Origin of the sequence: Janthinobacterium saanense (assembly GCF_014200675.1) — a bacterium.
GTDB lineage: Bacteria > Pseudomonadota > Gammaproteobacteria > Burkholderiales > Burkholderiaceae_D > Janthinobacterium.
Window position 1 is genome coordinate 131,415 of the sequence record NZ_JACHCI010000016.1, and the last position, 19,957, is coordinate 151,371.

General features: G+C 61.0%; 21 protein-coding genes. 3 read left to right on the top strand and 18 right to left on the bottom strand.

Annotated elements, in window-relative coordinates; genetic code table 11:
* Positions 1–17: 17 nt before the first annotated feature.
* The 18 genes from HDE72_RS20160 to HDE72_RS20245 form a co-directional block, all read right to left on the bottom strand.
* Complete coding sequence (locus HDE72_RS20160; RefSeq protein ID WP_183744434.1) at positions 18–1,130, bottom strand: DegT/DnrJ/EryC1/StrS family aminotransferase; 1,113 nt, start codon at positions 1,128–1,130, stop codon at positions 18–20.
* 110 nt (positions 1,131–1,240) lie between these two features.
* Positions 1,241–1,771, bottom strand: coding sequence for a GNAT family N-acetyltransferase (locus HDE72_RS20165; RefSeq protein ID WP_260176821.1), 531 nt, complete (start codon positions 1,769–1,771; stop codon positions 1,241–1,243).
* A 39-nt stretch (positions 1,772–1,810) separates the two neighbouring features.
* Positions 1,811–2,224: a hypothetical protein gene (locus HDE72_RS20170; protein WP_183744437.1), complete on the bottom strand. Its 414-nt coding sequence runs from the start codon at positions 2,222–2,224 to the stop codon at positions 1,811–1,813.
* 280 nt (positions 2,225–2,504) lie between these two features.
* Positions 2,505–3,533, bottom strand: a complete 1,029-nt coding sequence (locus HDE72_RS20175) for a tetratricopeptide repeat protein (protein WP_183744440.1) — start codon at positions 3,531–3,533, stop codon at positions 2,505–2,507.
* Between the two features lie 8 nt (positions 3,534–3,541).
* A complete protein-coding gene (locus HDE72_RS20180; protein ID WP_183744443.1) occupies positions 3,542–4,429 on the bottom strand; it encodes an ExeA family protein in 888 nt (295 codons plus the stop codon).
* Positions 4,430–6,229 (bottom strand): pilus (MSHA type) biogenesis protein MshL, encoded by a 1,800-nt coding sequence (gene mshL / locus HDE72_RS20185; RefSeq protein ID WP_260176822.1) that lies wholly within the window; start codon positions 6,227–6,229, stop codon positions 4,430–4,432.
* 11 nt (positions 6,230–6,240) lie between these two features.
* Complete coding sequence (locus HDE72_RS20190; RefSeq protein ID WP_183744446.1) at positions 6,241–6,618, bottom strand: MSHA biogenesis protein MshK; 378 nt, start codon at positions 6,616–6,618, stop codon at positions 6,241–6,243.
* Positions 6,615–7,316: a type II secretion system protein GspM gene (gene gspM / locus HDE72_RS20195; protein WP_183744462.1), complete on the bottom strand. Its 702-nt coding sequence runs from the start codon at positions 7,314–7,316 to the stop codon at positions 6,615–6,617. Before gspM ends, HDE72_RS20190 begins: the two co-directional genes overlap by 4 nt.
* Positions 7,316–7,999 carry a PilN domain-containing protein gene (locus tag HDE72_RS20200; RefSeq protein ID WP_183744465.1) on the bottom strand — a complete coding sequence of 228 codons (684 nt, stop codon included), beginning with the start codon at positions 7,997–7,999 and terminating at the stop codon, positions 7,316–7,318. Before HDE72_RS20200 ends, gspM begins: the two co-directional genes overlap by 1 nt.
* Positions 7,996–8,967: a type IV pilus biogenesis protein PilM gene (locus HDE72_RS20205; RefSeq protein ID WP_183744468.1), complete on the bottom strand. Its 972-nt coding sequence runs from the start codon at positions 8,965–8,967 to the stop codon at positions 7,996–7,998. Before HDE72_RS20205 ends, HDE72_RS20200 begins: the two co-directional genes overlap by 4 nt.
* Before the next feature lie 126 nt (positions 8,968–9,093).
* Complete coding sequence (locus HDE72_RS20210) at positions 9,094–9,540, bottom strand: agglutinin biogenesis protein MshP (RefSeq protein WP_183744472.1); 447 nt, start codon at positions 9,538–9,540, stop codon at positions 9,094–9,096.
* Positions 9,537–10,433, bottom strand: coding sequence for a prepilin-type N-terminal cleavage/methylation domain-containing protein (locus tag HDE72_RS20215; RefSeq protein ID WP_260176823.1), 897 nt, complete (start codon positions 10,431–10,433; stop codon positions 9,537–9,539). Before HDE72_RS20215 ends, HDE72_RS20210 begins: the two co-directional genes overlap by 4 nt.
* Complete coding sequence (locus tag HDE72_RS20220; RefSeq protein ID WP_183744475.1) at positions 10,430–10,957, bottom strand: type II secretion system protein; 528 nt, start codon at positions 10,955–10,957, stop codon at positions 10,430–10,432. Before HDE72_RS20220 ends, HDE72_RS20215 begins: the two co-directional genes overlap by 4 nt.
* Positions 10,944–11,594, bottom strand: coding sequence for a pilus assembly FimT family protein (locus HDE72_RS20225; RefSeq protein WP_260176824.1), 651 nt, complete (start codon positions 11,592–11,594; stop codon positions 10,944–10,946). The genes HDE72_RS20220 and HDE72_RS20225 overlap by 14 nt, the downstream gene beginning before the upstream one ends.
* A gap of 45 nt (positions 11,595–11,639) precedes the next feature.
* A complete protein-coding gene (locus HDE72_RS28020; protein WP_183744478.1) occupies positions 11,640–12,125 on the bottom strand; it encodes a pilin in 486 nt (161 codons plus the stop codon).
* A gap of 40 nt (positions 12,126–12,165) precedes the next feature.
* A complete protein-coding gene (locus HDE72_RS20235; protein WP_183744481.1) occupies positions 12,166–12,696 on the bottom strand; it encodes a type II secretion system protein in 531 nt (176 codons plus the stop codon).
* Complete coding sequence (locus HDE72_RS20240; RefSeq protein ID WP_183744484.1) at positions 12,696–13,931, bottom strand: type II secretion system F family protein; 1,236 nt, start codon at positions 13,929–13,931, stop codon at positions 12,696–12,698. The genes HDE72_RS20235 and HDE72_RS20240 overlap by 1 nt, the downstream gene beginning before the upstream one ends.
* 1 nt (position 13,932) lies before the next feature.
* Positions 13,933–15,636 (bottom strand): GspE/PulE family protein, encoded by a 1,704-nt coding sequence (locus tag HDE72_RS20245; protein ID WP_183744503.1) that lies wholly within the window; start codon positions 15,634–15,636, stop codon positions 13,933–13,935.
* A gap of 203 nt (positions 15,637–15,839) precedes the next feature.
* Between HDE72_RS20245 and HDE72_RS20250 the strand changes: the two genes are divergently transcribed.
* From HDE72_RS20250 to HDE72_RS20260, 3 genes are all read left to right on the top strand, one after another.
* On the top strand, positions 15,840–16,601 hold the full coding sequence (locus HDE72_RS20250) for an ABC transporter ATP-binding protein (RefSeq protein ID WP_183744507.1): 762 nt from the start codon (positions 15,840–15,842) through the stop codon (positions 16,599–16,601).
* 156 nt (positions 16,602–16,757) lie between these two features.
* Positions 16,758–18,671 (top strand): pilus (MSHA type) biogenesis protein MshL, encoded by a 1,914-nt coding sequence (mshL, locus tag HDE72_RS20255; protein WP_183744510.1) that lies wholly within the window; start codon positions 16,758–16,760, stop codon positions 18,669–18,671.
* A complete protein-coding gene (locus tag HDE72_RS20260; RefSeq protein WP_221291333.1) occupies positions 18,668–19,957 on the top strand; it encodes a tetratricopeptide repeat protein in 1,290 nt (429 codons plus the stop codon). The genes mshL (HDE72_RS20255) and HDE72_RS20260 overlap by 4 nt, the downstream gene beginning before the upstream one ends.

The window sequence follows — 19,957 nt, forward strand, 5'->3', positions numbered from 1 at the left end:
AAATATTCTTTCAAAAATCAGGCCAGTATCTCGCGAACCGCATGGCAAACACGTTCCACGTCCTCTTTCTGCATACCGCAATGCAAGGGCAAGGTCACGGTCTGGCGGCCGATGCGTTCCGCGTTGGGGAACTGCCCTTCCCTGTAGCCCAGTTGGCGCCCCAGGGTAGTCAGGTGGGACGACTCGTACGACAGGCCGGTGGCGATGCCCCGTTCGCGTAGTGCCGCGCGGAAATCCTGGCGAGTGATGCCGAACTGCTCAAACGGCAGCAGCACGCAGAACATATTCCAGCTTTGGCCAGCAATACCGCGCGGTGGCAGTACGGCGTAGTCTATCTGTGGAAACACCTCAAAGTAATGGTCAGCCAGCATGCGCCGGTGCGCGAGGAAGCCCGGCAACTGCCTGAGCTGCACCAGGCCGATGGCAGCCGACACATCCGACATATTGTATTTGCCGCTGGCCTCGCGCACATCGCGTGAGTCATCCGGCAGGCGCTCGATGCCGTGAAAACGCAGCACATCGATGCGCTTGGCCGTGGCGTCATCGGGCAGCACCAGCGCGCCGCCTTCGATGGTGGTCATATTCTTGTTGGGGTGAAAGGAAAAAGTGGCAATATCGCCAAAGCTGCCGACAGGCTGCCCTTTCCACTCGGAACCCTGCACCAGCGCCGCGTCTTCGATCACGCGCAAGCCATGGCGGCGCGCCAGCGCATACAGCGCATCCATATCAACCAGGCCGCCAGGAAAATGCGTGGGCACGATGGCCCTGGTACGCGGCGTGATGGCGGCGGCGACTTGTTCCAGGTCCATCGCCCGCGTGATCAAATCGCAATCGACGAAGACAGGATGGGCGCCCACCTTGACGATCATATTCATGGTCGAGAAAAAACTTTGCGTCGACGTGATGACCTCATCGCCCTGCCCCACGCCGCAGGCCAGCAAGGCCAGCTCCATGGCGCCCGTGGCCGACGTCAGGCTGCGCGTAGGCCGGCCGCCGAACGTCTGCGACAGGGCATGTTCGAATTCCTGTACGCGCGGACCGCTGGCAATCCAGCCGCTGCGCATGGTGTCCGCCATGGCGGCGATGGCTTCTTCGGAAATACTGGGTTGGGAGAAATGAAGAACTGGCACAGATAATCCTTCTTGCTGATCGATAGGTTGATTATTAACGATGCTGCATTGATACAGTATGCACTGTCATTCTGCAATCCAGGGTGCTCTTTCGGGACAGCAAGCCTTGATCATTCGTTCAACAGTTTGAGTGCAAGAGGAATCGCCTCTGCAGACAAGACATAGCGTGCGTATGGCACGCCGTTGATCGGAGGCAGGTCGCAATCGCGCTCGAAACCGATAGCGGTATATAGCGAAAGTGCATCTGCCATAATGGGACTGGTATGCAATCCCACGATAGCTGCACCCGCACGGCTCGCGCGCTGCAGGCAGGCGGCCACCAACCGCTTGCCTATTCCCTGTCCGCGCTGCTCAGGGGCAACAACAAGCATGCGGATAACGGACCACTGATCCGGAAAAATAGGGTCCCGGGGCCGCCCCGGACCAACGTGGCCTATCCCGCCTACCACAATGCCCCCGCGTTTAGCGACGATCACATCAGCATTGCCAGCCAGGTCGGACATACGCGCCACCCCCTCCTGGAACCCGTTCCAATCTTCATAATGCAGTTCATACTGGGCAAATGCAGCCAAGGCAAGCTGATTCAAGTCTTCGCGGTCCGACGGCATGTAGTCCTGTATCACGATAGGCATTTCCACCATTTCTAGTCCTTTAATGTTGAGATATCGGCTGGATATTTTTTACTGATCGTCATATTTCCATACCACCTCAGCCACTTCGGGCTCTACTGCACAAAGAACACTGACACAAGCGTTGCCTGTAATCACTAGCCATTCTCGACGAGGACGCTCATATCCTTGTAGCACGCTTTCCTCCGCTGCCCAGCCTCCATCGATGACCTCCAAAAGATGGCTGCCACGGGGGAAGTCGTTGGAGATCCAGTATCGCGCCAACTCCGCTTCATCCAGCAAGCGGAAGCCGCTTACACTGCAAAAGCTTAACTGTATGCCCGTTACGTGACGAGCCTCGCTCTGGGAACAGGCAAGCACGATGACAAGTCCACCATGGGTATAGTTAAGGGATTCAATATCAGAGTTTTCTGGAATACTATTTTCCGGAAGATAAGCCCGGGCTTGAAGGGATATATTCGTCATTTACATTGCTCATTTTCAATTTAGTGAGCTGAATTGGAGATTGTCGGCTAGAGCTACTATTTCCACATACAAGATGCACCGCGTACCACCGTCCTAATCGCGCTTCCGCTTAACCAGCAATACTAGGCCGCGAGTGCAGCAGTAGCCAAATCTGCGCAAGACTGAAAGCTCGGTTCCATCCAGTGGGCAGAAGCATTGGCCACTTCCAACACTGCCTCAACGAGAACAGCCTCCTGCACGCCGAGTCCTGATATTGCTAGCGTCTCATGGAATTAAAAGCTTATTTCGCTGTACCCACCAACTGCACCAGCTTGCGCTCGACAAACGCCTGGAGTTGCGGCGACAGCGTCTGCAAGCCCTTGGCTCGCTCGTACGCCTGGCGCGCCTGGACGGGACGGTTGTCCGCTTGCAGCGCAATCCCCAGGCCCATCCACCAGACGCTGTTGTCGGGTGCGCTTTGCAGGGCCAGTTCGTATTGTTCGGCGGCATCGTGGTAGCGCTGTTGGCGCTGCAGCACGCCGGCCAGAAAGGCACGGTATTCGCCGTTGTCGGCTGCGTACGGCAAGCTGCGCATCAGGGTGTCGAGCGCGGCACCAGCGCTTTTATCGAGTTGCAGCCTGGCCAGCATCATCGCTTGCGCCGGCTGTTTCGGGTCCAGGCCCAGGCTCAGCTGCAGCTGGCGCACGGCCTCGTCGGGGCGCTGCGCATCGAGCAGCAAACGGATCAGGGTTTCGCGCGCGCCCTGGTGGCGCGGGTCCAGCTGCAAGGTTTGCTGCAAACCCGCGATGGCCTCGGCCACCCTGCCATCCTGCAAATAGCCGAGCGCGCGGCGGTACTCGTTTTCCACGCGCTGCTGCGGCGTGACCTGCTTGCCTTCGACGAATTTTTCGCTGATGACGGCAGGCACTGCGACTTTAGTCACGGGCGGCACAGCCTTTTGAGCGGGCTTGGCCGTGATACGGTGCACTTCTTCCGGGCGATCCTGGACTGGCGCTGGTTCGGGCGCGATCACCGGCGCGACTGGCTCAGGAACAGGAGCTGGAATTACCACCGCAGCAACGACAGGCGCAGGCACAGGCGCCGCCACGCTGGCCACATTGACCAGCATAGGCGGCACGGGCGGACGCTTCAGGTAGAGCCAGCCCAGGGCGATGGCGACGGCCGTCAAACCGGCCGCGCCGCCGAAGATCAGCGCGCGTGGCAGGCCGCGCTCGCGTTCGGGAACCGAACGGATGCCTTCGGCGTCGCCACGCCCGTCAAGCGGGCCGCGGGCGTCAAGGTCTTGCAACATCTTGTTAATCAAGCTCATCTACAGACTCATTTCAATAATATCCAGGCCACGGCGGTGCCCACGGTCAACACAACAGCGCCAGCCAGCCACGGCCACCAGCGCCGGCCGGCCGCCACCGTGTCGCTGGCAGCGAGCGCCACATGGCGGCGGCTCACTTGCTGCTTGCCTTCGCCATACGCCAGCATCAGCGCCTTGTGCGACATGATGTTGACCAGGCGCGGGATGCCGCCACTGGCTGCATACAGGCGCGCCAGAGCACCACGGCTGAACAGGCGCGCGCCCGAGAAACCGGCCACGCGCAAACGGTGCGCCACGTAAAAATCCAGGTCGTCGCGCGAGAGCGGTCCCAGGTGGTAATGAAAGGTGATGCGCTGCGCCAGCTGGCGGATTTCAGGCAGGGCCAGCTTGGCGTCCAGTTCAGGCTGGCCAAACAGCACGATTTGCAGCAGCTTGCGCTTTTCCGTTTCCAGGTTGGTCAGCAGGCGCAGCGCTTCCAGGCTGTCGACGGGGATCGCTTGCGCTTCATCCAGGCACAGCAGTACGCGCTTGCCCTGCGCCGCCAGGTTCAGCAGGCGCAAGTTGATGCCTTTCAGTAGCTGATGCTGGTCTGCATCTTTTTCCAGCAATACATCGAGATCGTCGGCCAGGGCCAGGATCAGCGAACGCGGCGGCAGGTTCGGATTCGGAATATAAGCGGTGACAAAATCGTCGCCCAGGGATTGCATGAACTTGCGGCAAAGAAAAGTCTTGCCGGTCCCCACTTCGCCCGTGATCTTGATGAAGCCTTCGCCATTGCGCGCCGCCACCAGCAAGGTGTTCAAGGCCTTTTGCGATTGCGGGCCATTGAAAAAGAAGCTGGTATCGGGCGTGAGGCCGAATGGCGGTTCGCGCAAGCCGAAATGGGCCTGATACATCTAGCGCCGCTCCATTGGCCGGCGCGGATCGAGCGCCTCGATACGCTTGCCCGAATCGATCAGGTCTTCATTCCAGCTATTGGCGCCATCGACGATGGTGGGCTTGATCAGCACCACCAGTTCGCGCTTCTGTATCACCTGCCCCGTGTTGCGGAACAGCGCGCCCAGCAAGGGAATATCGCCCGCGCCCGGCACTTGCGAGCGATCCGAGGTGGTCGATTGGCGCATCAGGCCGCCGATGGCGACGATGCGGCCATCCTGGCTGCGCACCATGCTATCCATTTCCGAGGTGCTCGAGGCAGCCAGCGGCAATTTCAGCGAACCGGCGCTGCCCAGGTCAACTTCCTTGTTGACGGTGCTGACCTGGCTGACGGACGGGTGCACGTGCAGGATGATATTGCCTTCGGCATCGATCTGCGGCGTGACGTCCAGCACCACGCCGGAAAAGAAGGGCTGCAAGGTCACGTTGGGGCTGGTGGTCGCGCCGCTGGCCGTGGTGTTGGTGGTAGTCGACACGCCCGTCACATAAAACTCGTCCGTGCCGATCTTCAGCACGGCTTTCTGGTTGTTCATGGTGGCGATACGCGGACTCGACAGCACGTGCACGGAACCTTGCGATTCCAGGAAGGAAATCATGGCGGCAAAATTGGCCGTCTGGAAAGCCAGACCAAACATGGAACCGGCCGAAGTGGCCGCCGAGCTCAGGCCAAAGCCGCTGCTGGCCGTCAAGCCATTCGCATTCGTCATGCTGGGTGGCTGGCCGCCATTGAAAGGCAAAGGCGCCAGGCTGCTGCCCGGCTGGATGAAGCCGGTCGAAATGCGGTTGGTGTGGCCGCTCTTGATCGAGGCAAACGAGGCCCAGTTGATGCCGGTCTGGGTGTTGTCGTTGAGCTCCACTTCCAGGATCTTGGCTTCCAGGATCACCTGGCGGTCGACCGACAACTGCGTCGCCTTCAAATACAGGTCCACATTGCGCAGTTCGTCGGGCATGGCGCGGATCACGATCACGCCCGATTGCGGGCTCAGCACCACCTGGCGCCCGCCTTCCGTGCTGCCCACGATGGCTTCCAGCGCCGTTTTCAGCTCGGGCCAGAAATCAGCCGTCGAGGTGGTGGTCAGATTGCTGCTGTCTTGCCCCGGCCCCAGGCCCGGAGCACCACTTTGCTGGTTCTGCCCATTATTCTGAACCGGGTTCTGGCCATTGCCGCCATTGCCGCCCGACACCGTAGCGCCCACCGAAGCCACCGAAGTGGACGACACGCGCAGGTTGGAACTGCCCTTGCGCGAGCCGGTCAGGTAATTGATGTGGAACAAGCGCGTCTGCATGCTCAAAGGCTTGATGAAGATTTGCGTGCCTTCGACCTTGTAGTCGTAGCCATACAGTTCGCGCACGGCGTCCAATGCCTGGAACAGGGTCACGTCCTTCAGGTTGGCGGAAATCGTGCCGCCGATATCGGGATGGACCAGCATGTTGTAGCGCGTGCCAGCCACGATGGACGTGAAGAACTGGCGGGCCGGCACATTATTGAAGGCCACGTTGAAGCGTTCATCGAGCGCTTCGCGCGCCTTCGGCAATTGCTGGGCCAGGGTAGCCACGGGCGGCAGCAGCGCCGCCTCGACCGCATCCGACTGGGCGGCAGCAGAAGTCGTCGCCGCAGCGCCCTTCACGGCGTCGGTGATGGCGTTGTAGGTATCGCGCTTGACGGGGGCGACATTGCAGGCCGCCAGGCCCATGCTGACGCCGATCACGGCCGCCACCTTGCTGATCTTGAACATGCTTGCCTTGTATGTAATATGCATCGCCACTTCGTCTACTCCTGCTTGCGGCCCGCGCTTGCGCCGGGCTTGTTTTCAATCTTGGGGGCCGGATAGAGCTTGAAGGTTTCCAGCGATTTTCCGCGCCGCAGCACCACCGCCGTATCCTGGATCTCCACCACCACCGCGTCGCCCACCTTGCCACCCTGGCGCACGATCTGGCCATCGATCACGGCTACCCGGCGCCCGCCCGGCTTGTTCGAGATCAGCACCGATTGCAATTGCGGCCGGGCCGGCTTGGGCGGCGGCGCCTCGCTGGCGGCCGGCGTCCACAGGGCTGCCGGCGGACGCGTTGGATCGTCGATCGCCTGCGCGTGCGCAAGCTGCACACAGCCCAAGACCAGGCAGGCTGGCAACACGGAACGCAACATCATAAAGCCATCCATTTATCATCCATGCTCAGGGTGTACACCGTCAGGCTCAAGGTGGCGGCCGGATAGCTGCTGGCGTCCAGATGCGCCTTGCCCCAGAACACCTGGGTTGGCATGGTCTGCAATGCCTGCATGTAATTAACCATCTCGCCATAACTGCCCTGCAGCACCACTTCCACGCCATGCCGATGCAGCACGGCGGCAGGTGCAGAAGCTGCAGGAGTCGCAGGAGTCGCCGGAACCGGCGCGCCAGCTGCAGCCACGGGCGGCGGCGCTCCCACGGTATCGGCAGGCAAGGTCGTCAGCGACACCAGACGCAGCTGCGCATGCTGGCGCAGCAGGCTTTCCAGCAGTGACACCATGCGTTCAGGCGCCACCAGGCCATGTTGTATCTGCCGCAAGCCAACACTGAGGTTGGTATTTTCTTTCAGCAAGCTTTCCAGCCGGGCCCGCGCCGCCTGGTCGGGATCGATGCTGTGGGCCGTCACGGTGAGCGCGATTTCCTGGTCGACCGTACTGATCATGGTCTGCGTTTGCGACATACTGGCGCCCAGCCGGGCATGGCTGGCCAGCAGGGGCGTCAGCAGCCAGAAATAAAACAGGAAGATCAGCACCGCAGCAGCGGCCAGGAAGACCATGGAGCGCTCGCGCAGGCTGAGGGCGTCGAAGGTGACCGCCCATTTTTTCAGTTTTGCCCGCATCAGCGCTGCCCTCCCGTTTGTGGCGTCGATGCTGCAGTGACATCGGCACGCGTCGATTGCAGGCTGAAGACTACATAAGGCGCCGGTTTGACACCTTTGCCGTCAGCCGTGACAGGCGCACCTGGCGCTACGCCATCGGGTGGCCCGATATCGAGGCTGGCAAAAGTTTTGCCCTTGAACACGTCCTGCTGGCCCAGGCGGCTGATATAGGCTGGCAACAGCGAAGCATGCAGGGCGCGTCCTTCCAGGCTGATGTCATTGCCGGCGCCAGCGATATGCAGACCAGTCAGCCACACGCCTTCCACCCTGGCCTGCGCCAGCGCGCGGAAGTAGCTGGCATAACCCTGCGCATTGCCCAGCTCGCCACGTCCCAATATGCCCGTCGCATCCTGCAGCAATTTCTGCTGCGCCTCGGCCGCGGCCAGTTGCTGCGCCACCTCAGGATCTTTATGGCGCGGCGGAAAATCGCGCAGCGCCTTGTCGCGGCGCGCTTCGCGCTGCGCCAAATCAGCCTTGACGGCGCTTTCCTGGTGTTCCAGTTCCGCCACCTTGCGCTGGCCATACAGACTCAGCGCTGCCAGGCCGACCAACAGCAAGCCCAGGCACTGCGTGGCGGTGCGCGCCGATATCTGGTGTTTTTGCCGCTCGAATTTGGGGTTGAACAGATTGATCTGCTGGCTCATGGACCCTTCCCTTCTGCATGGCCAGCGTTGCGGCTTTCCTCGCGCAGGGCCGTGCCCAGCGCCAGGAAGTAGCGTGCCTGCATGGCTGGATCGCGCAATTCGGCAACTTCGCTGAAGTCAAAGATGGTGTCCAGGTCGAGCCGCTCCACCGGCATGTAGAGATTGTCCGCCAGATAGCCGTGCAGACCATCGGCGCCGGCCGCCATCAGCATCAGGCGCGACAGGGAAATAAAGTGGAACTGGCGGTCGAAATGGTCGAAGGAGCGCTGCAATTCCAGGGTGATGCGGTCGTAATACTGGCTGGCCTGCTCCGACTGCAGCTGCGCCAGTTTCACGTCGATGCGGCGTGCCTGGTACAGCTCGCCATTAAAGCTCATCGTCAGCAAGCCGCCGTCGCCGTCAAAGAACAGCATGGCCAGGCCGCGCCCCGGCGTTTCCAGCAAGGTGGCGATATTGCGCTGGGCCATTTCGGGAATATCGATCACGGACAAAGGCAGCTTGCACTCGCCATACAGCGCCTGGCGGCGCGACACGGCGGCGTTGCGCGCCGCCACGGCAAATACATTGCTGCCGCGCTGGGTGGCGTTCGCATCGCCGGGAATATCGAACACATCGATGGTGGCGTCGGCCAGCGGAAAGTCCAGCATATCTTTCAGCCGCCAGCCCACGGCCGTTTTCAATTCTTCGCGCGGCACGGCCGGCGCTTCCACCGACAGCAACTGGTACTCGCCAGCGGCCAGCACAGTCGTGCAGCGATAGGACGCAGCCTGCAAATCCCTGGCCAGTTTATCGAGCACCTCTGCAGCTGCAGGACGCACGGCCGGCTGGAATCCCACGCGTTTGACCAGCGGTTTGCCTTGCTGCTCACCCTGCCTTTGGCGCACGACCACGGCGGCGCTCACGCCTTCGCTACCAAATGCCGTCGCCAGCCATCCTTCTTGTTTTTTTACTCTAGCGAATAAACCCATGCGACCTGTCCAGTGTAAGTGCTTGCGCGGTCTTGCTGCGCAGATAATGCATCACGCCAATTTTAATTCATGAAACCAATTTTGTTGTATAAAAACAATAAATTAGCGCGCTTTTTCATCATTTGTTTAATCTGACAGCACCGCCTGCACACGGCGCTCAAGGTAATCGGCGTTATTGCCCGGATTCGGACAGCCACTGCCTCCCGGCTGGTTGCAGGCCGTGGCGGTAATTTGCCAGCTGCGCAAGGTGCCGGGACTGGTGGTCAGCCGGCATTGCACGCTGACAGTAAAGGTAGACAAGGAACTGCCAGCTGGCAAGGCAAACGCGGTATCGGAAAAACAGCTGCCGTCCGTGCGCACGCGCAACTGCTGGTACAAGCCCCATTCCAGGCCGGTGCGGGCCGCCTGCGTGACGCGCGTACCTTGCACATCCAGGGCCGAACCGGTCTGCTGGAAGGTGCTGATATTGACCATGGCAGCGGCCAGGCCGGCCAGCACCACCAGCAGAAAGATGGCGGTGACCAGGCTGAAGCCGCGCTGGCGGGTGCCGGAAAAATGCTGCAGGGTGCTCATGGAGTATTGGCCACTTGTACTTGCTGCAGCAGGCTCACCGTGCCCGTATTGCTGTTGGCAGCACCCAGCTTGAGCGTGATGCCGACCAGGCCGCGCTGCACATTGGCCAGCTGCGCATAGCTGAAGCTGCAATCGGCGCCCTGCCCTGCCAGCAAGGCGGTCACCGGGGCAGCCGCCAGCGGCGCCGCACTGGCGTCGACTGGCTGCGCAGCCTGGATGGCGTAAGCAGAATAACGGGTCAGCGTCCCCGTCACGGCATTGCAGACATAGGTGACGGGCGTCGACACCACTTGAAACCGGTGCGATGGCGATGGCAGCGGCGGCTGTTGTGTAACGAAAGGATTGTTGGCGAGCGTAATGCTGTTGCCATTCACGCCAGTCACGCTGGCGCGGTTGCAGCCGGCCGCGCAGTTATACGCATTGGCCGGTTCATAGCCTGGCCCCAGGTTGTAGACGACAATCGAGTCGCCCACCTGGATTTGCTGGCGCGCGCCCAGCGCATCGACAGGCGCCGCGCCCACCAGGGTAAAGCGGTTCGGATTGGGGTAAGTGGCGGTCGCATCAAAGCCCAGCACATCGCCCTGGCCGGGCGCATCGTCGTCGCTCAGGTAACGGCCACCGGAACGTGTCAGCAGCAATTCCAGATAGCGCCCGTCGGCCGACACGCGCACGCTATTGGGCAAGGCCAGGCGCACATCGCGCGTGATGCGGCGCGTGGCAATATCGGCGGTATCGGCCAGGTTGGCGCGCGCCGTGGCGTCGATATACCCCTGCACGGGCACGCGGATGAAAACGGCGACCATGCCGCCGATAATACCAGTGATAACGATCACGATCACCAGCTCCACCAGGGTGAAGCCGCGTGCGCGGTGCAGAGCAGGAGTCGTCATCATGGGATGCTGTTCGGTGCGTAGCGCGTGCGGTAGCCGTCCAGCACCACTTGCTGCTTGCCCTGGAAGGCGACAGCGACCTGGATGCGCAATGCCTCGCTGGCGGCGATGCCATTCAGGGCTGCCTGCTGTATCGTGACGGTGGCGTTATAGCCGGCAGGGAAAGGATTGCCTGCCGCATCCGTGGTGTAGGGATTAGCTTGCTGATAATCAGTCACTTGCATATACGGCCGCGTACCTGGCGCTGCTGGCCCCGTGGTGCAGTCAGCCGTACTCTTGGCCGTCGCCGCGGCAGGATCATCGACGGCGCAAAAGGTAAAGCGCGCGCCTTCGATTTCTTCGAGCAAACCTTCGGCCAGCGCCAGCGCCTGCTTGCGCAACTGCGGATCGGCACTATTGCGCGTCGTCAAACTCATCACGCCCAGGATGGCAGCGGACGCCACGCCGATAATAATGATGAACACCACCAGCTCGATCAGGGTCACGCCGCGCTGGCGGCGAAGATACAGCAACTCAGAGGTAGACATAACCGGTCTCCCCTACAATCTGGATACTGCGCGTGCTGCCGTCGCCCTGGATAGTCACGGCCAGGCGGGCGGGAAAGGTGGAAGCGGCAGGAAACACGTCGCCCAAGGCATACGGTTTGCCCAGCGCATCGAAATAAAAGCCTGTTGTATTGGCCGGTACGGTGGCCATGCTGACGGTGGCGGGTTTTCCTTCGCACAGCCAGTTGCTTTGCTGATTGCAGGCGGCCAGGGTTTCCTTGTTGCCGCTATTGCTGCCTGCTGGCGGCACTACCCGGTTGGCGGCAGTACAGCCAGCATCGAAACACAGGGCCACGCTAACGCCATCGAGGCGCACGAACACGGGCCGGTTCTGCGCCACGGCCAGCTTTTGTCCGTAACGCACGATATTCATGGCTTGATCGGTATAACTGCGCGCATCATAGGCCTCGCGCTGAAAAAAACGGGCACCGGCAAACGCGGCCAGTATGCCGGCCAGCACCAGTACCGCCACCAGTTCGATCAAGGTAAAGCCGCGCACCCTGGCATGCCGCTTGCCAGGGCGCTCGGAGTGCTTCGTCAGGATCAAAGGTGCTTGCAATGGCTGGCCCGTAAAAAAGCCCAACTGGCTGACGCCTGCGGTTGGGCTGGTAAGACGCAAGGGCGGCCGCTGCATGCCGGCGCGCCCCTGCAAATGGCGCGACAATTATTTACAGTTCGCGGCAGTGGCGTTGTTCTGCACGTTGGCTGGCGTCACCACCGCGCCATTGACGGTAGCGGCCGTGTACACCACGGAGCAGCCGGTGCGGGTTGCGTCTGGCGTGACGGTCAGGGTGGTAGCCGTGGAAGCGATCGTGTAATCCGTTGAAATCAGGCCGGCGGCAGCCTGGATGCCGGTCGCGGTCGACGCCGCGTAGCCGTTCGCGCCATCGATGTTGACGCCTTCCATCTGTACTGCCGGCGTATCGACGGAGCCTTTCACCAGCCATTGCGCGTGGTACAGCGCGGAACCAGCCTTGAGGGAGCCCGACGCGGCGCTCATCTTGGCGACGCGCGCATCGGTCGACATGTCGACAAATTTAGGAATTGCCGTTGCCGCCAGGATACCCAGGATAACGATCACGACCACCAGTTCAATCAGGGTAAAACCTGCCTGGGCGCCACTTTTAAAACTGCGTACCGACTTGTTCATGCTTGGTCTCCAAAATCAAAAAAATACAACATAAAAACGTTCAATTCTTTGCCGGGCCGGTGACTGGCAGTGTCACGGCATCCGGCCCACTCGCAGGCGCGATGTCAGGCACGCTGGCCAGTTGGCCGGCGTCAGCGCCAATATTGGGCAAGAGTACCTTAAATTTCATTACATCAACTCTTATCGGTGAAAAAATATTACCAGTCCTTAACAAAAAGCCCAGTTTTTGATCGCTTCTATCAAAAAACCAATTTCCACTCGGCAACTTCTCCACGTCAGGCGCCAATAACTCGCCCAAGTCATTCGGCGGCCGCTGTTCCAGCCAGTCCAGCGGATTTTGCCGCTGCAAGCCAGGTAGCTGCGACTGCTTGCCCTGCAGATACAAATGCAGCGCCTGCACCCGCAAGCTGGTGCGCAATACGCCCAGCATCTGCGCCACGGCCGCGCGCTGCGCCTGTTCCTGGTAATAGGCAAGCCGGCTAAGCAAAACTGTCGCCAGCAGGCCCAGCACGATGGCCACTACGGCCAGCTCGAACAGGGTAAAACCACGCTGGCGGGCTTTGCTGATCATCAATGCATGGCCGCGCGGCCCAGGTCCCAGACCGGCAGGAAAACACCGAGCGCCAATACCAGCACCATGGCGCCCAGGAAGACGATCAATATCGGCTCGATCTGCGACGACAGGGTTTTCAATTCATAATCGACTTCGCGTTCATACATTTCCGCAATCTCGTCCATCAAGTCATCGAGCGAGCCTGATTCCTCGCCCACGGCAATCATTTGCAGCACCACCGGCGTGAACACATTGGCCGCCACCGAAGTGCGCAAAATGCTCTCGCCGCGCTCGACGCCATCGCGCATTTGCTCCACGCGCGAACTGAGGTAGGTATTGTCGACGGTTTGCGCCACCACCGTCAACGCTTGCACAATAGGCACGCCACTACTACTTGACAAAGCAAAACTACGTGCAAAACGGGCCATCGTGCCCTTCAGGATGATCTTGCCGGCAACCGGGATACGCAGCTTGCTGCGGTCCCATTGATAACGGCCATCCGCCGTGCCCAGCCATGCCCGCCAGCCAAAGAAACCGCCCACGCCCAGCAGCGCCAGCATCGGCCAGTAGGCAACGGTAAAGCGCGACGTGCCAATCAGAATGCGCGTCATCAGCGGCAATTCGGCATGAAAACTGGCAAACACTTTCTCGAACTGGGGAATGACAAACATATTCACCACCACCATGGCGCCGAGCATGGCGAACACCACGAAGCTGGGGTAGCGCGTCGCCGATTTCACGCGCGCGCGCATGTCGCGGTCAAATTCCAGGTGGTCGAACAGGCGCAAAAAGACTTCGTCCAGGCGCCCTGTCATTTCTCCCACGCGCACCATCGACAGGTAAAACGGTGTAAAGATGGTGGGATGGCGCGCCATGGCAGCCGAAAGTTCGCGGCCGGCGTCCAGCGATTCGCGGATATCCTTGATCACGCGCCCGAATGCGGGGCTGATGGCGGACTCTTGCAAACCGGCCAGTCCGCGCATGATGGGCACGCCCGCTTTCAGCAAGGTGTACAGCTGGCGGCTGAACAACTGCACGTCCATCGGCGTGACTTTTTTTTCAAGCAGCCTGGCCCACCAGCCGAGCCCGCTGGCGCCCGCGCCCGTTACGGTTTGCGTGGTGACACTGATGTCCACCGGCGTGATGCCGCCAGCCATCAACTGGTCGGCCACGGCATTGCTGTCGGCCCCTTCCATCACGCCCGTCAGCAATTCACCGCTGCTATTGCGGGCCTTGTACGCAAAAAACGCCACGTCAATCCTCGGTCTGGTTGCTGATACGCATGGCTTCGCTGACCGTCGTGCGGCCGGCAACCACCAGTTGCACCGCGTGGCGGCGCAAGGTTTCGCCCGCCATCTGCGCCGCCGCCACCTTCATGAAGTGGGAAGGATCGGCATGGTTGGCAGCGTCCGCCACGGCGCGCGTGATTTCCAGCAATTCATACACGCCGGTGCGGCCCCGGTAACCCATGCCATTGCAATGCGAACAGCCCTTGCCGTGGAAATACTGGTTGCGCTCGACCAGCTCGCCCAACTCCATGCGCAGCCATTCATATTCATTGGCCGTCGGCGCATACGGCGTGCTGCAGCTTTCGCAAATCACGCGCACCAGGCGCTGCGCCAGCACCGCTTGCAGCGAACTGCCGACCATGTAACGGGGCACGCCCATGTCCATCAGGCGCAGCGGCGTGCTGATGGCGTCGTTGGTATGCAGGGTCGACAGTACCAAGTGACCCGTCATGGCCGCGCGCAAACCGATCTGCGCCGTTTCCTGGTCGCGCATCTCGCCCACCAGCACGATGTCCGGATCTTGCCGCAAGGCCGAGCGCAGCACGCGGGCGAAGTTCAGTTCGATCTTGTCATTGACTTGCACCTGGTTAATACCGGGCAAGCGGTACTCGACCGGGTCTTCCACCGTGATCAGCTTTTTTTCCACCGAGTTCAGTTCGGACAAGGCGCAATACAAGGTGGTCGTCTTGCCGCTACCGGTCGGCCCCGTCACCAGCACCAGGCCGTTCGGGCGGTGCACGATGGCGCGAAATTTCTCCACCAGCGCCGGCGGCATGCCGATGGCGTCCAGGCGCAGCGACGTGCCGCCCTGGTTCAGCAGCCGCATCACCACCGATTCGCCATATTGCGTGGGCATGGTGGAAATACGCACGTCGATACGCTGGTTTTTCACGCGGATGGCGAAACGGCCATCTTGCGGCATGCGCTTTTCGGAAATATCGAGGTCCGACATCAGTTTCAGCCGCAGCGCCAGCGAACTGGCGATCTTGCTGTCGGCCTCCGTCTGCAGATGCAGCACGCCGTCGATGCGGAAGCGGATCTGCAGCCGGCCTTCCTGCGGTTCGATATGGATGTCGGACGCGCGCACCTGGGTGGCGTCCTCGAACACCGATTGCAGCAGCTTGACGATGGGCGCTTCTTCCAGGCCCGGATTGGCGGCCAGTGCGCCGAAATCGACCGAGACATCGCCCAGGTCTTGTTCCAGCTCGCGCGTCAGGGTGGAAATATCTTCCGTGCGGCGGTAAATGCGGTCAATCGCCTGCAGCACTTCCGTCTCGTTGACCACGGCCAGCTCGATATGGCGTTTGACCAGGCGCGCGATTTCGTCATAAGCGAACAAATCGGTCGGGTCGGACATGCCGACCAGCAAGCCTTCGCGCCGGTCTTCCAGTATCAGCGCGCGAAAACGGCGGGCCTGGGTTTCCGGCAGCAAACGCACCAGCTCGGGATTGATGTTGAAGAATTTCAGATTGATGTAGGGAATGTCCAGCTGACGCGCCAAAGCGCCCGAAATCTGCTCTTCGGTCACATAGCCATGCTCGACAAACACCCGTCCCAGCTTGCGGCCCGAACGCTTCTGTTCCGTCAACGCCAGGCCCAATTGCTCTTCCGTCAGCAGTTTCTGCTGCACCAAAATTTCACCGAGACGGACTTTCTCAGGCCTTGCCATGCTTACTCCTCAACAGGTTCGACGGACATCAACGCCAGCGGCGCGCTGCGGTATTTTATTCCAGAACGTGTTGTTTCTTAAAGAAAATACATTCCAAAGCTTGATTTCCGCCTATGCAGCCACAGTATCAGGAAACACTTGCCCGATGCCAGTGGCCGTGGCAATAATGGCAGTCGTTCAACACACTTCGCTTACCTTCCGCCATGAGCGACTACGCCATCCGCTACCATCAGGTACACAAACAGCTGGCCGGCATGACGGTGCTGCGCGGCGTCGACCTGGCGATACGCCCCGGTGAATTATTCGGGCTGGTGGGCGTCAATGGCGCAGGCAAGACCACCCTGCTCAAATGCCTGTTCGACTTTTGCACGCCGGACGCAGGCAGCATCGCCATCTTCGGCCAGCCCCATCATCAGAGCGCTGCGCGCCAGCCGCTATCTTTCCTGCCCGAACGTTTCCAAGCGCCCTATTTCCTGACGGGCCGCGACTTCTTGCGCTATTTGCTGAGCCTGCACCGCGTGCAGTATGACGACACTGCCGTGCGCCATGGCATGGCCGCGCTGGACCTGGCGCCCGAAGTGCTGGGCCGGCCCGCGCGCGATTATTCCAAGGGCATGATGCAAAAGCTGGGCCTGCTTGCCTGCCTGCTGTCGGGCAAGCGGCAACTGGTACTCGATGAACCGATGAGCGGCCTGGACCCGAAAGCGCGCGCCCTGTTCAAGCAGGCGCTGCTGGACATGCGGACGCAAGGCCGTGGCGCCTTGCTGACCTCGCATGCGCTGGCCGACGTGGAAGAACTGTGCGACCGCATGGCGATTCTGCATGAAGGGCGCATCGTGTTTACCGGCACGCCGCTGGAATGCCGCCATCGCCATGGCGGTGGCCCGCAAGCCAGCCTGGAACTGGCCTTTTTGAACTGCATTGCCACAGAAAATATTGCTGTGCAACACCCCGCATATCCATAGGGAAATCAAGCTTATTGATGAGGCAAGCCATGACCGTGGCGACGGGCAACTTTATTTCAGTCGATGCCTGCTTTTGCCTGCACACACGATTGCTTTTAGGCCATCATGCTGTTTAAAATTGCTAAAGCACAACATGACATCAAGGGCGATATCTTCATGAGCAAACACCCTATTCCTGTGCTGTCCCCTGTCGCTCTCGCCTGCTGCGCCATGCTCGCTGGCTGTGCGGCGCAGCAAACGCCCTTGTCGCCTGGCCATATCAATGAAACGCCCCGCCCTGCCGGCGCAATACCCGAGACGGTACAGCAAAGCGCCGTGCTGGCCCCACCCGTGGCCGCGCCCAAGGTCGAGACCTACAGCGTGACGGTGCACAGAGTGCCCGTGCAATCGCTGCTGTTTGCGCTGGCGCGCGACGCCGGCATGAATATCGATATCCACCCGCAAATCGAAGGGCTGGTCACGCTCAATGCCTTGAACCAGACCTTGCCCCAATTGCTGACGCGCATTTCACGACAAGTGGACATGCGTTATGAAATCGATGGCAAGAACCTGACCGTGCTGCCGGACGACGCTGTCTGGCGCAATTACAAGATCGATTACGTCAACATGGCGCGCAGCACCAACAGCAGCGTCAACATCGCCACGCAGATTTCCACGGCGGGTGGCGGCGCCAGCAGCAATAACAATGTCGGTGGCGGCAACAACACCGGCAACAGCAGCAGCCCGGTGGTGGGCGGCAATGGCAACAATAATTCGACCACTCTGGTAGTGAATCGTTCAGAAAACAATTTCTGGTACAGCCTGGAGCGCAATATCCGCGACCTCTTGCGCGACACCACGCTCAACGACCCGCTGACAGACCCGTTGGCCCTGTTGAACCAGCAATTGGCCAGCGTGCCGGTCCAGCCGCAAAACAACAACCCGAACGCCACGCAAACCGGCAACAATGCAGCGCCGGAAAACAGCCTCAATCCGCCGGCCGGCCAGGCTGCGCGCAGCCAGCCTGGGCCAGGAGGCGGCATACCGCTCGATGCGAATGGTTTGCCGTTATTAAAACTGGCCAACAAGGGCAAGCCTTCCTCGGTGGTGGTCAATGTGGAAGGCGGGCTGATCGCCGTGCGCGCCACGGGGCGCCAGCATGAAAAAGTGGCTGAATTCATCGACATCGTGCAGCACAGCGTCAAGCGCCAGGTGCTGATCGAGGCCACCATCATCGAAGTTCGCCTCAGCAATGAATACCAGCAAGGCATCAACTGGTCGCGCCTGACGGGCAGCTTGCGTATCAACCAGGGCCAAGTGGGCACGGCCAGCTTGCCGTCCGGCATCGTGCCCAACTCCACGCCCGGCATCTTCCTGCTCAATTATGCCAAGGACAGTTTTGCCACCACCATCCAGCTGCTGGAATCGTTCGGCAAGGTCAAAGTGCTGTCCAGCCCGAAAATCAGCGTGATGAACAACCAGACGGCGATGCTGAAAGTGGTCGACAATAACGTCTTCTTCACCATCAAGGTCACGCCAGCCGTGATCAGCTCCACCGGCAGCATCACCACCCCGGCCACGTATGAATCGAAACTGGAAACGGTGCCGGTCGGTTTTGTCATGAGCGTCACGCCGCAAATTTCCGACAGCGATGAAGTCACGCTCAATGTGCGCCCCACCATCACCCGCATCGTTGGCTACGTGCAAGATCCGAACCCGGCCCTGGCCACCGCCAGCGTAGTCAGCCGCGTGCCGGTGATACAGGCGCGGGAGCTGGAATCGATCATGAAGGTGGCCAGCGGGCAAATTGCCGTGATGGGCGGCTTGATGCAGGATTCGGTCGACAATGCCAAGGATGGCGTGCCTGGCCTGTCCAACCTGCCGCTGGTGGGTAATCTGTTCACTTACCGCAATGAAGCGAGCAGCAAGACCGAGCTGGTGATCTTCATGCGTCCGGTCGTCGTCAAGGACGCCAGCATCGAAGGCGATTACCGCGATTACCGCTACCTGCTGCCTGGCCAGGTTCCGCTCAATCGCCAGCCTTACTCGGATGGACCGCCGCAGGCGCGCCTGCAGGGAGACCCGCCATGAGCTTGCTGATGCAGGCGCTCAAGAAAGCCGAGCGCGCCAAACAGAACAGCCTGCAAGAAGAAGAGCTGGAAAAGCCTTCCGAAGCCTACGACCAGGTGCTGGAACTGGCGCCGGCCGATAGCGCACTGCCATCGCAACCGCATTCGCCGCCGCCCTCGTTTGATGCTGGCGACACGCTGAGCCTGGAACCGATGGCGTCCAGCGCGCCTCCGCCACAGCCGGAACCAGGTGCAGAGCCGCGTGCGGAAAAGCGCGCAGAAACGCCACCACCCAAGCCGCGACCCAAGCACGCCAGCAGGACCAGCGCGCCACCGCGCAGCGCCATCAGCATCGATCCGGCCACCGTGCGCCTGGCCGTGTTGCTGGGCATCCTGCTGCTGGTGGTTGCCGTGATGGGCTATTGGTACTGGCGCGCCAGCAGCAGCCCCGGCGCGGGCGCCAATCTGCCCGGCGTGGCGATGCCGCTGACGGACGCCCCCGGCGCCAGCAATGCCGGCCCGGCGACTCCCATCGTGGTACTGGCACCATCAGCTCCCGAACACGAACCGTTGCCGGTAATCCACCACGAAGAACGGCCTGTTGTGCACGTCGAGCCAGCGCCGCCTGCACCGGCACCGCCAACGGTGGCCCCGCCCGACACCAGCAATATCAAGGTGGTGCGCACGGATACCGCCCCGCGCATCAATCCTGGCCTGCAGCAAGCCTACCAGGCCTTGAACGATGGCCAGCTGGCCAGCGCCCGCCAGCAATATGAAGCCGTGCTGCGCCAGGAGACCAGCAACCGCGACGCCCTGCTGGGCCTGGCGTCGGTCGCCCTGCGCGAACAGCAAGGTGCACAGGCGGCCGCACTCTACGTGCGCTTGCTGGAAATCAATCCCGACGATGGCGTGGCCCTGGCTGGCCTGATCAGCTTGCGCCAGGGTGATGTGGTGCAAAGCGAGTCGAAATTGAAATCTATCCTGGCCCGTTCGCCCGACAGCGGCCCGGTGCTGTTTGCACTGGGCAATGTCTACGCCAAGCAGCGCCGCTGGCCCGAAGCGCAGCAGCAATTCTTCCGCGCCTACAGCGCCGTGCCCAACAACCCCGATTATGCGTTCAATCTGGCCGTGGGCCTGGACCAGCTGAACCAGCCGAAAATGGCCGCCAGCTACTACGCGCGCGCGCTGGCCCTGGCGCAAGCAGGACCAGCGGCGTTTGACCAGGCGGCAGCACAGGCGCGGCTGCGCGCACTGGGTATGCCCAGCAACGATGCAGCCAACGGCATCGTGATTACCAGACAGGAATAA